Genomic DNA, 15237 nt, shown 5'->3' on the forward strand with positions numbered 1-15237 from the left:
TAAGCATTATAGATGACTCTCTATGTAAGTCACAGCATCGCCAACAGTAGCAATCTTTTCAGCATCTTCATCAGAAATTTCCATTTCGAATTCATCTTCTAATTGCATTACAAGTTCTACTACATCTAGGGAGTCTGCTCCTAAATCTTCCTTGAAGCTTGCAGCTGGTACTACCTCAGTCTCTTCTACTCCTAAACGATCAACGATGATTTTTGTTACGCGCTCTAAAACATCTGCCATTCCATTCACCTCCCCTCAAATATTATATTAAATATTGACCAAAAAAACTAGGTGAAATCAATTCTTTTATTACATTACCATACCGCCATCAACATTTAACGTTTGACCTGTAACATATTTGCTTTGATCAGAAGCAAAAAACGTTACAGCATTCGCTATATCTTTCGCTTCACCAAATTGAGCAGCTGGAATAACTTTTAACATTTCGGCTTTAATATTCTCATCTAGTACATCCGTCATATCAGTCGCAATAAAGCCCGGCGCAATTGCATTCACTGTAATATTTCGACTTGCTAACTCTTTTGCAGATGTTTTTGTTAATCCAATAACACCCGCTTTAGCAGCAACATAGTTAGCTTGTCCTGGGTTTCCTATAACACCAACAACAGAAGCGATATTTATAATTCTACCATGACGTTGACGCATCATATAACGAGATACTGCTTTTGTACATAAGAATACACCTTTTAAGTTTGTATTAATAACTGTATCCCATTCTTCTTCTTTCATACGCATTAATAAATTATCTTTCGTTACACCAGCATTATTTACAAGAATATCAACTTGTCCAAATGTATCTACTGTTTGTTTCACCATATCTGTAACATCATCAACATTTGCAACATCTGCTCTTACCGCAATTGCATCAGAACCTAATTTTTTAATTTCATCTACTACTTCATTTGCTTTTTGTTCATTACCAGCATAATTTACTACTACATTTGCCCCTTGTTTCGCTAAATCGATCGCAATCGCGCGACCAATTCCACGTGAAGCGCCAGTTACTAATGCTACCTTCCCTTTTAACATCAGTTTTCTCCTCTCAAATTTGAAATGGTATCTTTTAATGTCTCTTCATCGTATATCGCATATGCTTTTACTGATGAATCAATTGACTTCATAAGTCCAGCAAGTACTTTTCCAGGTCCAATTTCAATAAATATATCTACTCCCTGGTTCACCATATATTCAATAGACGGGTACCATAATACAGGCGAATAAAGCTGTTCGATTAACTTTTCTTGAATGTCTGCACCACGTGTAATAACTTCCGCCGTAACATTTGCAATAACAGGAATATTCGTGTCATGAATTGTAATTTCATTTAAAACACTTTGGAACTTCTCAGCTGCCGGCTTCATAAGTGAAGAATGGAATGGCCCACTTACTTTTAGTGGAATCGCTCTCTTTACACCATTTTCTTTCGCTCTTTGAGAGGCAACCTCTACGCCTTGCTTCGTTCCAGAAATTACAATTTGCTTCGTACTATTCATATTAGCGATTTGCACTGCATATCCTTCACTTGTTACTTCTTCTGTAACTTGTTTCAGCATATGTGGATCAGCACCTAATATAGCTGCCATTGCGCCTTCCCCACCCGGAACAGCTTCTTCCATATATTCCCCGCGTTTCCTTACAGCATATACAGCATCTTCAAAAGTTAATGCACCAGCTGCTACAAGAGCGCTATATTCGCCTAAACTATGACCAGCGACAAAGTCAGGTGTAATGTCATACTCTTTCAAAGCTGTCAAAATAGCAAAACTCGTTGTTAATAATGCAGGCTGCGCATTTGTTGTTAATGTAAGCTTTTCCTGCGGTCCTTCAAAAATCACTTCTGAAAGTGAATCTTGCAACACCTCATCTGCTTTTGCAAACACTTTTGCAACCTCTTTATTATTCTCTGCTAATTGTTTACCCATTCCAACTGCCTGTGAACCTTGGCCCGGAAAAAGAAATGCTATTTTTCCCATTTCAAATCCTCCTCTTATTGGAGTGACTCTTTCTCCATTACGCTTGAAATCGTAGGAATTACTTCTTTCGCTACCATTTCTCTCGTTTGACGAATCGCACTAAATATCGACTGGTCATTAGAAGAACCGTGAGCCTTAATGACAGGTGCTTTCAATCCAAATAATGCAGCTCCTCCATACTCCGAATAATCCATTTTATCTTTTAATACCATAAGTTTTGGTTTTAATACCGCCGCTGCTAATTTACTCGTAAACGAACTCATTAGTTGTTCTTTCAACATAGAGAATAGCGCAAGTGCTGTTCCCTCTAATGATTTCAACGCTACATTCCCTGTAAAACCATCACATACAACAACATCTGCTACACCTTGCAATAAATCTCTTGATTCAACGTTCCCAACGAAATTAATTGGCGCATCTTTAAGCATTGCAAACACTTGCTTTGAAAGCTCGTTTCCTTTTCCATCCTCTGTTCCAACGTTTAATAGTCCAACGCGAGGATTTTCAATTCCTCTTACCTTCTCAGCATAAACAGATCCCATTACTGCATATTGATATAAATGAATTGGTTTTGCATCAACATTTGCTCCAACATCTAACATAACAAAACCTTTTCCATCTACAGTTGGCATTGTAGGCGATAAAGCTGGTCGCTCAATTCCTTCCATACGACCGACTACAAATAATCCAGCTGCCATTAAAGCTCCTGTACTACCTGCGGATATACAAGCGTCTGCTTCTCCATCCTTTACTTGTTGTGCCGCAAGCACCATTGAAGCTTGTTTTTTTCGACGAACCGCTCTTACCGGTTCCTCCGTTGATTCTATTTTTTCGTCTGTATGAAGAATAGTAATTCGTTCATCACTCGTTAAGTATTGACGAATTTCCTCTTCTTTCCCTACTAACGTAATATGTAAATCAGAATATTCCTTAATAGCTTTCATTGCCCCTAATACTACAGCCTTTGGAGCGTGATCTCCGCCCATTGCATCTATTGCGATTTTCATAAGTTGTTACCTTCCTCACTATAATTACTAGATCGATACATTTCAAAAGTGCCTGTAAAAACAAGTTCTTCTCCAACGAAGCTACGCACTTTGACAACCGTCCGTCCCTTATCATTCTCTACATCTTCAACGCGCGCTTTTGCAACAACACGCTCCCCTAATTTTACAGGGCGAATGTATCGAATGGTAGACTTTGCAGTTAAAGCTAATTCTTCATCAATAACCGCAACAGCTAGTGAGTTTGCTTGCGCAAACAGATGATGCCCACGGGCAATTTGATTTCTTTTAAATACATGTTCTACCTTTACTTCAAAGATAGAGATTGCATGTCTATCTAATTCAATATCAATAATTTCTCCAACAACCTCTTCTAACGGTAAAGATTTCACATCTTCTTCATGTTGCTTTGTAGCTACATGTTTAATTCTCTCTCTTAATTCAGGAATAGACAATTCCATACGATCAAGTCGTACTGTTTGTATACTCACTTGAAATTTTTCCGCTAAATCTTCATCCGTAATAAAAGGATTTGATTCGATTGTTTGTTGTAATAACTCTTGTCTTTCTTTTTTACTTCTTCTTTTTTTCATACCGCACCATCCATTTTTATGACTAGGTACTAACAGTAGTATATAATCATTAAAAGTAGAATGCAACAAAAACTTTTGTTGACTCCCTTTAATCGAGCTTCTCTCCTTGGAACACACCTGTCCCATCAAGATACGTACGCAAGGCAGCGTACTGATCATTGTGCCAAAACGCTTCTGAATCTACTAGTATCGCCGCATCTTGCCTTGCTGTTTCTAACGCTCGATAATCATGTACCATGTCAGCAACCTTAAATTCTGGTAAGCCACTTTGCTTACTCCCAAAGAAATCTCCAGGACCTCGTAATTCTAAATCTTTTTCTGACAATACAAATCCATCATTTGTTTCAGTCATTATGCGCATTCTTTCTTTCCCTGTTTCTGATTTAGGGTCTGCTATTAATAAACAATATGATTGTTCACTACCACGGCCGACACGCCCTCTAAGCTGATGAAGCTGCGATAAACCGAAACGTTCTGCATCATAAATAACCATTACAGTCGCATTCGGTACGTTCACACCTACTTCAACAACTGTTGTCGATACAAGAATTTGCACTTTATTTTCACTAAACTGTCCCATTATCTCTTCTTTTTCCTGAGACGATAATCTCCCATGCATCAATCCAACTTGGCATTTCCCTTGGTAATGATGCGTCAGCATACTATGTAAGTCGATAGCATTTTGCACATCAAGTTTCTCAGATTCTTCAATTAGAGGACAAATAACGTATGCCTGTCTTCCTTTTTTTATCTCCTTTTCAACAAAACCGAGAACGCGATCTAACATATCATGTTTTGCCCAATATGTTTCAATCACCTTTCTACCTGCTGGCATCTCATCGATTATCGAAACATCCATCTCTCCAAATGCAGTAATCGCAAGCGTACGCGGAATTGGTGTCGCTGTCATAAATAATACATCTGGACTTTCACCTTTCTCCCGTAAAACTCGGCGCTGCGCTACACCAAATCGATGCTGTTCATCTGTAATAACGAGACCCAACCTATGAAATATAACTTCATCTTGAATTAAGGCATGCGTTCCAACAAGAATATCTATTTCTCCTTGTTCTAACTTCGCTAAAATTTCTCGACGTCTCGCACCTTTAACAGAACTTGTTAACAGTTCCACCTTAATACCAAAATGCGAAAACGTTTCAGCAAGCGACTGATAATGTTGCTCAGCTAAAATTTCTGTAGGAACCATTAAAGCACCTTGATAATGAGCTAATTTCGATGCATAAAGGCCAATCGCAGCAACAACCGTTTTCCCAGAACCAACGTCACCTTGCAATAGTCGGTTCATCCGATAAGGAGATGTCATATCTTTCAAAATTTCATCTACAACTCGGCGCTGTGCACCCGTTAATGGAAACGGCAGTGCATCGATAAATTCTTGTAATTCTACTGACGGAATCTCTTTCTTGGTCCCTTTTGAATTTTCCCTCTCCATTTTCCGGAGCGTTTGCATTTTCAGCTGAAATAAGAAAAATTCTTCATATACAAAACGGCGACGCGCTTGCTTCAAATCTTCCTGTCCTACCGGAAAATGCAATGCCCTAAGCGCTTCATATCTTGGTAATAATTTATATCGCCCTAACAAACCATCCGGTAACACTTCGACTATAGAATCTCCATATTCCTTTAACGCTTGAGCAATAAAACGACGCATCTGTTTTACTGTAAGTTTCCCCTTTACTGAATAAACAGGTTCCACTTCTTGTTGACGTACAACCGGCCCAAAATGAAGTTCTGATACAGCAATTGTTTGACGATGTTGATCCCATTTACCAGTAATCGTTACCGTTTCATCTAACTTTAATTTTTGCTTATAGTAAGGCCTATTAAAACATACCGCCGTAATTAAATAACGACCGACGAGAACACGAACTGTTAAACGCGATTTCTTCTTACCATAATATTGCAGCAAAGGAGCACTATGAATCTTTCCTTCAACCGTTACACGTTCATCATGCTTTACTTCAGCAAGATCTTTCATCGCATAATCTTCATAACGGTACGGAAAATGTTCTAATAGATGAGAAACTGTATAAATACCCATCTCATGTAGTAACTCAGATGTTTCTCCTCCGATCCCCTTTACATCCGTAACAGGAACTTGTACAACATCATTCAAGATTCTCACACCCCGTCACATTATTTTCTTTATTGCATTTTATTTGAGTACCAATTAGCATCTGTAATCGCTCTCTTTCACCTTATATATTCTATCATAGGCATTCTAAGAGAAACTACTCAAATCCCTTATATAAAACAAGTAAAAAAGAGCCTCACTATTAGCAGCAAGGCTCTTTTCTCTCTTCAATATGCTAGCCTTTTGAATAAAAACTAGTAATAAACTTCATATTACTACTTCTTATCCATTAGCAAGTAAGTAATCCATTTATTTTCAAAACGAATCTTATCTTATTCTACAGAGAAGATGAAAGAATACACTGGTTGGTTTCCAGCATGCACTTCTACTTCTGCATCTTCAAATTTCTCTTCTACAAATTCAACTAACTCTGCTACTTCTTCGTCAGTTGCATCCTCACCTTGTAGAATCGTTACGATTTCAGAATCTTCATCAATAAGCGCTTCTAGTAATTGCTTCGCAGCTCCTACTTTTTCAGCATTTGTAGATACAATTTTCCCATCTGCAATACACATGAAGTCATCTTTTTGAATTGCTACACCATCAATTTCCGTATCACGTACAGCATACGTAATTTGACCTGTTTTCACATGAGATAAAGCTTCTTGCATATTTTCTTCATTCTCTTCTAACGTTCCAACTGGGTTAAATGCTAACATTGCTGCCATACCTTGAGGAACTGTTTTCGAACGAACAACAATAACTTCTTGATCTACAACTGATGCCGCTTGTTCTGCTGCCATTACAATATTTCCGTTATTCGGTAAAATAATGATTTTTTCAGCATTTGCTTCTTCAATTGCCTTCACGATATCCTCCGTACTTGGATTCATCGTTTGACCACCTTCGATAACTTTCGTTGCACCGATGCTCTCAAATAAAGTTTTAATACCAGACCCCATAGCTACAGTTACGATACCATATGGTTGTTTTTCTTTCGATTGAGCTGGTTGTTCAGGAACCATAGTAGGTTCATCTAATAAAGCAGTATGCTGTTCACGCATATTTTCTACTTTAATCTTAATTAAACTACCGTATTTTTGTCCGTAGTTCATAGCGTCTCCAGGATGTTCTGCATGGATATGAACTTTTACAATTTCATCATCAGACACAACTAGTAGAGAATCACCATATACACTAATATCTTCACGGAATTTTTGTTCAGAGAAATTATGCTCTTTCACCTTTTCAGCCTCTAATTTCACCATGAACTCCGTACAATATCCATACTTAATATCTTCTGTACTCAATTGGCTTTGTACACTACGGTGATGTTCTGCGCGTACCATTTCATTCATAGATGGTTGCGTCGGTGCATCAGAAGAAATCGTTTCTCCTTTTAAGTCAGCTAAAAATCCTTCGTATACCACTACAAGACCTTTACCACCGCTATCTACAACGCCAACTTGTTTTAATACAGGTAATAAATCTGGCGTACGATTTAACGATGCGTTTGCTTCTTTCACAACGTCTTCCATAAACAAAACAAAGTCGCGCTGTTTTTTCGCAACTGTTACTGCATATTTACCCGTTTCTCTTGCAACCGTTAAAATCGTTCCTTCAATCGGTTTCATAACCGCTTTATAAGCCGCCTCTACTCCAGCTTCTAGTGCTGCAGCAAAATCAACTGTTGTTAATTCTTCTTTTTGTTCAATGGATTTAGAGAAACCACGGAACAACTGAGATAAAATAACTCCAGAGTTACCACGAGCTCCCATTAATAATCCTTTGGCTAAACTTACGCCGACTTTACCAGCATGCTGTGAAGGGTTTGCTTTCACTTCACGCGCACCTGAAGTCATAGATAAGTTCATGTTTGTACCGGTATCGCCATCTGGAACTGGAAATACGTTTAATGCATCAACAAGCTGAACATTGTTTGTTAAATTATTCGCTCCTTGCATGATCATTTGTGATAAACGTTTTCCATCAATTTTTTGAATTGACACAGATTTTCCTCCTTAATGCACATTACAAGTTTATTACTTTAACTCCTTGTACGTAGATGTTTACAGAATCTACTGCTAGTCCTACAGTTTGATCTAATGTATATTTCACTTTCGTCTGCACATTATGTGCCACTTCTGAAATTTTCGTACCATAGCTCACAATAATATACATATCAATATGTACTTCATCTTCATCTTTACGAACAATAACACCTCTAGTAAAGTTTTCTTTTCGTAAAATGTCTGTTAATCCATCTTTTAACTGATTTTTTGATGCCATACCTACGATACCGTAGCAATCTACCGCGGCACCTCCAGCAATTGTTGCAATTACATCTGTACTAATATCAATTTGACCGTACTTCGTTTTAATTTCAATTGACATCTCGTTTCCCCCTTCATAAATGGTGAAAGTGAGCTAGACTACTTTAGTTACTATCATATAATCTTTTTAAAGAAAATTCCATCGTTCTTTCTTTTCACTCTCATATTTTATGTTTTAAATTACACTTTTTTATGATGAGCAAAATAGTCCATTGTTATTATACAACATGTACCACTATAATATGTCAAGCAATTTTTATGGATTTCAACTTTTCTTCATTGACATATAGTGTCAAGTAAATTTTCTTGATTTCTTTTTTCTACGGTGTTGCATTCTCTTTTTAGTTGTGTTAAATTATAGTAGTGTTTTTAGCATCGCATAAAAGACTAACATTGAAAAATTACGTATGGTAAGGTATCAAGGGAGGGAAATATAAATGGCTCGTGTTTGTGCTATTACTGGAAGAAAAGCTCGTTCTGGTAACTCTCGTTCTCACGCAATGAACGCTACAAAACGTAAGTGGGGCGCTAACCTTCAAAAAGTTCGCGTACGCATCGACGGAAAAGTTCAACGTGTTTACGTTTCTGCTAGAGCATTAAAATCTGGCAAAATCGAACGTGTTTAATAATAAAAAAAAGAGCCAATAGGCTCTTTTTTTACTATAACAATGGAAAAAGCACCGGTGATAGGTGCTTTTTTTAATCTTTTTTAAAGGTATTTAACATTGCACGAACTATTCCACCAAGAAATTTAGGTAACTTAATTGTATAAAATCTCATGGTTTCCCTCCTAATCCCCATTACTCCACTTGGTCACTATATGATGTAAGGAGCAAAATTGTTTCTTCAATCAGTGCTTCTTATCAACATTAATATGCCAGAAGTAAATGAAAAAGTACCTTTTTCCTCAACGAGTTCGTTACTAATACAAAGTGTTGATCCCCACTCTATTGTTTTATTAGTAAGAGGGTACTTAAAACCAAACAATGTAATCCCTTCCACTATTTCAGTAACTGGTACAAAAGATACATAAGGAAAATTTTTATTTTCTTCAATTATATGTGTACCCACTTTTTTAACTGTTATTTCATTTTTATTGTCCACAATACACATTTCTATCTCTACTTCTAACCCTTTTAAAAGCATCTGTATATTTGCCAAACCGTGATCAAGCCTTCCACCGGTAGCACCAAAAATACGAATTAGTGCCGGCTTCTGTTCTAATGCCCAGTTGATTGCAATTTCTAAATCCGTTTGATCTTTTTCTCGCGGAACAATATGTAATTCGTTCGTTTGCTGTCCCATCCATACTAATTCTTCTTCAGTAACTGAATCGTAATCTCCAAACGCAACAGCCGGTGTAATCCCTTTCTTTAATAGACGGTATACTCCCCTATCAACCGCTGCCCATACTACTTCCTCATTCTCATATCGAGCAAAATCTGCGCAATATTCCGAAGGTCCTCCTGCCAAAATATGAATAATCATTTTTTCTTCCCCTTCCATTGTAAAAAGGCAATCTGCCATTCGGTAGATTGCCTTTTTACGTATTTTTACCCTATCCTATAAATACCTTACTAGGATAAAAGTTCATCACTACCCACGAATTACGCGAATTGCTTCACCGCGGTCTTTTTGATTGTATACTGCTGACCCAGCTACAAGTACATTTGCTCCCGCTTCCACACAAAGTCTTGCTGTTTCAGCATTTACACCACCATCAACTTCAATTTCTACTTCTAGATTGCGCTCTTTCACCATGTCTGCAACTTGTTTAATTTTCGGTAATACAGAATGGATAAACTTCTGTCCACCAAATCCAGGGTTTACTGTCATAAGTAATACCATATCTATATCTTCTAATACATGCTCAATCACTGAAACTGGCGTATGTGGATTTAATACAACACCTGCTTTAATGCCATGAGATTTAATTAACTGAATTGTACGATGTAGATGCGGACACGCCTCTACGTGAACAGTAATAATATCCGCTCCCGCTTGTGCGAAAGTCGGGATATAGTTATCAGGATTTTCAATCATTAAATGTACATCTAATGGTAATGATGTAATCGGACGGATTGCTTCTACAATTAACGGTCCAATCGTAATATTTGGTACGAAATGTCCATCCATTACGTCAACGTGAATGTAATCCGCTCCGCCCTTTTCTACATCTTTAATCTCTTCCCCTAATTTTGAAAAATCTGCTGATAAAATCGATGGTGCAATTTTAATCATAACTAATACCTCGGCTTTCTCTCTCTAATTTCTTCTACGAATTGTTTATAGTTCTTATAGCGATATTCTGTAATCTTCCCTTCTTCAACCGCAGCTTTCACCGCACATTTCGGTTCAGAAAGATGTGTACACCCTCTAAATTTACAGTATTGGCTCGCTTCTTTCAACTCTGGAAAACAATATGTAAGATCTTCTACTTCTATATCAATGAAATCTAGTGAACTAAAACCCGGTGTATCTGCTACTAGCCCACTCCCAATTGCAATTAATTCTACGTGTCTTGTCGTATGCTTCCCGCGTCCTAAATGGGAGGAAATATCATTTGTTTTCAGCTCTAATTCTGGACGTAGCACATTAAGCATTGAAGATTTCCCAACACCAGATTGACCCGCAACGACAGAAACACAATTTTCTAAGTATGGTTTTAATATATCAATACTTTCTGACGTATTAATAGAAGTAAATAAAACATCATAACCCATCTCACGATAATCATTCGCATAAGCTTCAACAGTTGCTTTCATCTTTTCATCTACTAAATCCATCTTGCTAATACAAATAATTGGCTTAATGTTATGATATTCAATCAGCACTAAAAATCGATCTAACAGTCCAGGGTTAAAATCTGGTTCTACTGCAGAGAACACAAGGATCGCTTGATCGACATTAGCAATAGGAGGTCTAACAAGTTCATTTTTCCGATCAAACACTTCAAGCACATAACCTTCAGTTGGATTATCTGCCTGAAAAACAACTTGGTCTCCTACAAGTGGTGTAATTTTATTTTTTCTAAATACACCTCGCCCACGACATTGCGTAACCCCTTCTTCATGCTGCACGTAATAAAACCCACTTAAAGCTTTTATAATTTTTCCTTCTGGCATAGAATTCTCCTTTTTTTGTATAAGGTGATGCTGAATTTAAAAATGAATGGATTTAATTTTTCCAAATAAAGATTTCAAAACCTACCATATATACTTTCGCTAATATACATTAAATTTCCCATTAAATGCAAAAAAATATTTACAGCTGCATCACTTTACTAGCTTTTTGAATCATATATTTTTGCCTGCTATACCGTCCACTTTGTAGACAGCATAACAGGCAATAATAATAATAATAATAATAATAAGTAGACTTTCACTATTATTGAGTTGGATATGGTACTTCTTTATCAATAATCGTTACTCCATCTCGTACAATTTTATAGTGTCCCTTTGAACCTTCTTGAATTACAAATTCTAAAGAAATAGTCGCTGATTCAGTAATTGTTCTCGTTTCAACCGGTCTATCCATTTTTTGCTGCATGTCTTCTTTATAAATTTCTATTGTTTGCGGTTTTTTTTCACCTGTTACAGCAGGCTCATATAGGATAGAGATATTGTCCACTTTTACCGTTTTAGTCACTTTAGGTTTTTGACCATCAGAGATAATAATAGTTACTTTATCTCCCTCTTTTAATGGTGTACCTGGTTTTGGAAATTGCGAAATTACAAGTCCTTTTTCGACTGTATCTGAATACTCTCGTTTTATATCTGACGTTAGTTTTCTCTCATTCAAATAACCAGTTACACTATTTTCAGTCCACCCCGAAAAGTCACCTGGTCTAATTTGATAAGGACCTTTACTTACCCAGATTTTCAGTTCTTGCTCCGCTTCTATAACCATTTGATCAGGCGTCGGAATTTGCTCTACAATTTCACCTTTCGGCTTATCATTTTCAATATAATTTACTGTAACTTGTTTATATTTTTCTTCTAACTCAGCTTTTACACTCTCAAAGTTTTGCCCTGTGAAATTCGCCATCTTACTTTTCTTTTTTCCACCTGATTGATAGATAGTAATTTTAGCGTTTTCTTTTACCACTCTTCCTGCTACAGGGTCCGTTTTTATTACATCCCCAACTTCAACATCATCTGTATATACAATATTAGGCTCCGTCACCTCAAAGCCCTTTTCTACTAATGTATTTACAGCTGTCGTGTATTTCATACCAGCCACATCAGGAACTTTCACATCTTTCGGAATAAATAATCCTGGAATAACCGTAAGCGCTAATGTTATTCCTATTGCTAAAAATAAAAATGTTGAAATTAAAACTTTAAGCCACTTGTTACTCCTTTTTTTCTTCTTATCTAACTTAGCTGCTTCTGCTCTTACCGGTTCTTCCACCTTACTCCCTTTTAAAACAATTGTTTCATCACTTACATTTTCAAATAATTGTTCTTGTTGAATAATCGGAATCGCTTTCGTCGCTTCCATATCTTCTGGTATGTAAAATGGTTGCTCATTTATCCTCTCTGGATATAGCGCAGTTTCAATATCTCGCTTCATCGCATTGGCAGATTGATATCGATGGAACGGATCTTTTGCAGTTGCTTTTAATATAATATTTTCAACACTTTGCGGAATATTTTCATTCCATCTTTTTGGTGATGGGATTTCACTTTGTAAATGTTTTAAAGCTATAGCAACAGCAGATTCGCCAGAAAACGGTTGTCTTCCTGTTAACAATTCAAACATAACTATCCCCAGAGAATAGATATCTGATTGTTTATTTGCTATCCCGCCACGTGCCTGTTCTGGTGATAAATAATGGACTGAACCGAGCACTGAATTTGTATGTGTAATTGTTGTCGCACTTGTAGCTGTCGCAATTCCAAAATCTGTTACTTTTATTATTCCATCAGCTCGAATTAAAATATTGTGCGGCTTTATATCACGATGCACAATTTCAAAATGATGGGCATGTGCCATAGCGGATGTTAACTGCTCCATAATATCAAGAGCTTCTCCTATAGGTAACATCCCTCGCTCAATTATGTATTGCTTCAATGTTTGCCCTGGTACATATTCCATGACAAGATAGTATATACCATCTTCTTCTCCGACATCATACATATTCACAATATTTGGATGCGACAACGTTGTAACAGACTGCGCTTCTCGATGGAAACGTTTAATAAACTCTTCGTTATTTGAGTAGTCGAGTCTTAATATTTTTACCGCTACATCTCGGCCAAGTATATCATCATGAGCTAAATATACATTGGCCATTCCGCCACCACCAATCATTTTCAGCAGCTTATAACGGTCATTTAAGCGTTTTCCAATCAGCACGTTGCACTTCACCTACTTTCGTTTGTCGAACCCGCATAATCAATAAGAACAAGTGTGATATTATCTTCTCCACCGCGATCATTTGCCAATTGAATGAGTTGCTGCCCTTTACCTTCAAGCTGTTCATTTAACTGTAAAATTTGTCGCATATCATCAATAGAAACTTTGTTTGATAACCCATCAGAGCAAAGAAGTAATTGATCATCTTCCTCAATCACCAACGTTTTAACATCTAACCCAACTTTTTCTTCTGTTCCTAATGCTCTTAATAACACATTCTTTTTCGGATGATACTCTGCGTCTTCCTTCGAAATTTCACCATGTTTCACAAGCTCATTTACAAGTGAATGATCTTCCGTTACTAGAGTCATTTCTCCTTCTGATACCATATAGCAACGACTATCTCCTATATGCCCTATTGTCACAAAGCTTGGTGTACAAACAGCTATTATAAGCGTTGTTCCCATACCATTACATTCCGCATTTTGCTGAGCGTATTCATATATACGCTCATTAATAATCCCAACACTAGTATGTAACCATTGTTCTACTTTTTTCGGCTCATTCATATTATGTGTTTGCTTCCAATAATCATGGAATAATTGAATGGCCATCGAGCTAGCTACATCACCAGCTCGATGACCTCCCATTCCATCTGCTACTACCGCTAATACATTTCCATCTAAATTGTGAAAAACTCCTGCACTATCTTCATTATGTTGACGAACTTTTCCTTTATCCGATAGAAATACGGCTTTCATCTCGTCACCTCGTCTCTTCTTTGCGCTCCTTCGCACGCAACTGACCGCAGGCTGCATCAATATCATGACCTTGTTCACGGCGAATCGTTACATTCACTCCACGATCTTTTAACGTTTTCTCGAACAAGAAAATTTGTTCACGTGGCGTACGTACATAATCACGTTCAGGTACGTAGTTTACCGGAATCAAGTTCACATGACATTTTACACCTTTTAAGAGCGCAGCAAGCTCTTCAGCATGCTCTACTTGGTCATTTTCTCCTCCAAATAATCCATATTCAAAAGTAATACGACGCCCTGTTCTATTTACATAGTATTTAATAGCTTCCATTAAATCTGGTAATTTATAAGCACGGTTAATCGGCATTAATTTTGAACGTAATTCTGAGTTTGGAGCATGCAATGAAATCGCAAAATTAATTTGTAGATCTTCTTCAGCAAACTTATAAATTTTCGGGATAATTCCACTCGTCGAAACAGTCATATGTCTCGCACCAATATGAAGTCCTTTTTCATGGTTAATGATGCGTAAGAATCCCATTAAATTATCGTAGTTATCAAATGGTTCTCCAATTCCCATAACAACAAGAGAACTTACACGTTCTTCTGTTTCATCAAGCGCACGCTGAACTTCTACTACTTGCGCTACAATTTCTCCAGCTTCTAGGTTTCGCTTTAATCCACCAAGTGTCGAAGCACAGAACGTACACCCAATACGACAACCAACTTGCGTTGTTACACAAATGGAATTTCCATATTCGTGTCGCATTAATACCGTTTCAATAGAATATCCGTCATATAATTGGAATAAGAATTTAATTGTTCCATCCGAAGACGTTTGTTTTACTAACGTGTTTAAAGTAGTAATATCAAAGGAATTCGACAATTTATCACGCAATCCTTTAGAAAGGTTTGACATATCCTCATAATTTTTTACACGTTTTTTATATAACCAGTCAAAAATTTGTCCAGCACGGAACTTCGGTTCTCCTTGTTCCTTTAACCAATCTTGCATTTCATGAAGTTGTAAAGAGTAAATTGATGGTTTCTTCGTTTCTAAATTTTTCTTTTGTTTTCTTACAGTCGTTTCCATGAT

16 protein-coding genes are annotated in these 15237 nt (G+C 37.0%); 1 reads left to right on the forward strand and 15 read right to left on the reverse strand.

Annotated elements, in window-relative coordinates; genetic code table 11:
* Positions 1–6: 6 nt before the first annotated feature.
* The 8 genes from acpP to BAQ53_RS18080 form a co-directional block, all read right to left on the reverse strand.
* The gene (acpP, locus tag BAQ53_RS18045; RefSeq protein WP_000786062.1) at positions 7–240 is read right to left on the reverse strand and encodes an acyl carrier protein; all 234 of its coding nucleotides are present in this window, start codon (positions 238–240) and stop codon (positions 7–9) included.
* Positions 241–309: 69 nt separating this feature from the next.
* Positions 310–1050 carry a 3-oxoacyl-[acyl-carrier-protein] reductase gene (gene fabG / locus BAQ53_RS18050; protein ID WP_208906147.1) on the reverse strand — a complete coding sequence of 247 codons (741 nt, stop codon included), beginning with the start codon at positions 1048–1050 and terminating at the stop codon, positions 310–312.
* On the reverse strand, positions 1050–1994 hold the full coding sequence (gene fabD, locus BAQ53_RS18055; protein ID WP_208906148.1) for an ACP S-malonyltransferase: 945 nt from the start codon (positions 1992–1994) through the stop codon (positions 1050–1052). Before fabD ends, fabG begins: the two co-directional genes overlap by 1 nt.
* 14 nt (positions 1995–2008) lie before the next feature.
* Positions 2009–3001: a phosphate acyltransferase PlsX gene (plsX, locus tag BAQ53_RS18060; RefSeq protein WP_000684100.1), complete on the reverse strand. Its 993-nt coding sequence runs from the start codon at positions 2999–3001 to the stop codon at positions 2009–2011.
* A complete protein-coding gene (gene fapR, locus BAQ53_RS18065) occupies positions 2998–3591 on the reverse strand; it encodes a transcription factor FapR (RefSeq protein ID WP_000747349.1) in 594 nt (197 codons plus the stop codon). The genes plsX and fapR overlap by 4 nt, the downstream gene beginning before the upstream one ends.
* 88 nt (positions 3592–3679) lie before the next feature.
* Entirely contained in the window at positions 3680–5728 is a 2049-nt protein-coding gene (gene recG, locus BAQ53_RS18070) for an ATP-dependent DNA helicase RecG (RefSeq protein WP_001000812.1), read from the reverse strand.
* A 290-nt stretch (positions 5729–6018) separates the two neighbouring features.
* On the reverse strand, positions 6019–7695 hold the full coding sequence (locus BAQ53_RS18075) for a DAK2 domain-containing protein (protein WP_000027129.1): 1677 nt from the start codon (positions 7693–7695) through the stop codon (positions 6019–6021).
* Positions 7696–7717: 22 nt separating this feature from the next.
* Positions 7718–8080 (reverse strand): Asp23/Gls24 family envelope stress response protein, encoded by a 363-nt coding sequence (locus BAQ53_RS18080; protein ID WP_000021109.1) that lies wholly within the window; start codon positions 8078–8080, stop codon positions 7718–7720.
* 376 nt (positions 8081–8456) lie between these two features.
* Here BAQ53_RS18080 and rpmB point away from each other — a divergent pair, with 376 nt between their 5' ends.
* Complete coding sequence (gene rpmB / locus BAQ53_RS18085; RefSeq protein WP_000124776.1) at positions 8457–8645, forward strand: 50S ribosomal protein L28; 189 nt, start codon at positions 8457–8459, stop codon at positions 8643–8645.
* Between the two features lie 73 nt (positions 8646–8718).
* On the opposite strand, the gene spoVM is transcribed toward rpmB, so the two are convergent.
* The 7 genes from spoVM to rlmN all read right to left on the reverse strand — a co-directional run bounded on the left by spoVM (position 8719) and on the right by rlmN (position 15234).
* Positions 8719–8799, reverse strand: coding sequence for a stage V sporulation protein SpoVM (gene spoVM / locus BAQ53_RS18090; protein WP_001213599.1), 81 nt, complete (start codon positions 8797–8799; stop codon positions 8719–8721).
* Between the two features lie 66 nt (positions 8800–8865).
* Positions 8866–9546, reverse strand: a complete 681-nt coding sequence (locus BAQ53_RS18095; RefSeq protein WP_000752664.1) for a thiamine diphosphokinase — start codon at positions 9544–9546, stop codon at positions 8866–8868.
* A gap of 69 nt (positions 9547–9615) precedes the next feature.
* Entirely contained in the window at positions 9616–10260 is a 645-nt protein-coding gene (gene rpe, locus BAQ53_RS18100; RefSeq protein WP_000589974.1) for a ribulose-phosphate 3-epimerase, read from the reverse strand.
* A gap of 2 nt (positions 10261–10262) precedes the next feature.
* On the reverse strand, positions 10263–11144 hold the full coding sequence (rsgA, locus tag BAQ53_RS18105; RefSeq protein ID WP_001113932.1) for a ribosome small subunit-dependent GTPase A: 882 nt from the start codon (positions 11142–11144) through the stop codon (positions 10263–10265).
* Between the two features lie 262 nt (positions 11145–11406).
* Complete coding sequence (gene pknB / locus BAQ53_RS18110) at positions 11407–13380, reverse strand: Stk1 family PASTA domain-containing Ser/Thr kinase (RefSeq protein WP_151521867.1); 1974 nt, start codon at positions 13378–13380, stop codon at positions 11407–11409.
* 8 nt (positions 13381–13388) lie between these two features.
* Positions 13389–14141, reverse strand: a complete 753-nt coding sequence (locus tag BAQ53_RS18115; protein ID WP_000648704.1) for a Stp1/IreP family PP2C-type Ser/Thr phosphatase — start codon at positions 14139–14141, stop codon at positions 13389–13391.
* A gap of 4 nt (positions 14142–14145) precedes the next feature.
* Positions 14146–15234 (reverse strand): dual-specificity RNA methyltransferase RlmN, encoded by a 1089-nt coding sequence (rlmN, locus tag BAQ53_RS18120; RefSeq protein ID WP_000450541.1) that lies wholly within the window; start codon positions 15232–15234, stop codon positions 14146–14148.
* Between the last annotated feature and the right edge of the window lie 3 nt (positions 15235–15237).

The sequence above is a fragment of the Bacillus sp. B25(2016b) genome (assembly GCF_001679765.1).
Classification (GTDB): Bacteria; Bacillota; Bacilli; order Bacillales; family Bacillaceae_G; genus Bacillus_A; species Bacillus_A thuringiensis_K.

Excerpts from the sequence above, each read along its gene's own strand:
- acpP (WP_000786062.1), bottom strand. The coding sequence starts at position 240 with ATGGCAGATGTTTTAGAGCGCGTAACAAAAATCATCGTTGATCGTTTA.
- fabG (WP_208906147.1), bottom strand. The coding sequence starts at position 1,050 with ATGTTAAAAGGGAAGGTAGCATTAGTAACTGGCGCTTCACGTGGAATT.
- fabD (WP_208906148.1), bottom strand. The coding sequence starts at position 1,994 with ATGGGAAAAATAGCATTTCTTTTTCCGGGCCAAGGTTCACAGGCAGTT.
- plsX (WP_000684100.1), bottom strand. The coding sequence starts at position 3,001 with ATGAAAATCGCAATAGATGCAATGGGCGGAGATCACGCTCCAAAGGCT.
- fapR (WP_000747349.1), bottom strand. The coding sequence starts at position 3,591 with ATGAAAAAAAGAAGAAGTAAAAAAGAAAGACAAGAGTTATTACAACAA.
- BAQ53_RS18080 (WP_000021109.1), bottom strand. The coding sequence starts at position 8,080 with ATGTCAATTGAAATTAAAACGAAGTACGGTCAAATTGATATTAGTACA.
- rpmB (WP_000124776.1), top strand. The coding sequence starts at position 8,457 with ATGGCTCGTGTTTGTGCTATTACTGGAAGAAAAGCTCGTTCTGGTAAC.
- spoVM (WP_001213599.1), bottom strand. The coding sequence starts at position 8,799 with ATGAGATTTTATACAATTAAGTTACCTAAATTTCTTGGTGGAATAGTT.
- BAQ53_RS18095 (WP_000752664.1), bottom strand. The coding sequence starts at position 9,546 with ATGGCAGATTGCCTTTTTACAATGGAAGGGGAAGAAAAAATGATTATT.
- rpe (WP_000589974.1), bottom strand. The coding sequence starts at position 10,260 with ATGATTAAAATTGCACCATCGATTTTATCAGCAGATTTTTCAAAATTA.
- rsgA (WP_001113932.1), bottom strand. The coding sequence starts at position 11,144 with ATGCCAGAAGGAAAAATTATAAAAGCTTTAAGTGGGTTTTATTACGTG.
- BAQ53_RS18115 (WP_000648704.1), bottom strand. The coding sequence starts at position 14,141 with ATGAAAGCCGTATTTCTATCGGATAAAGGAAAAGTTCGTCAACATAAT.
- rlmN (WP_000450541.1), bottom strand. The coding sequence starts at position 15,234 with ATGGAAACGACTGTAAGAAAACAAAAGAAAAATTTAGAAACGAAGAAA.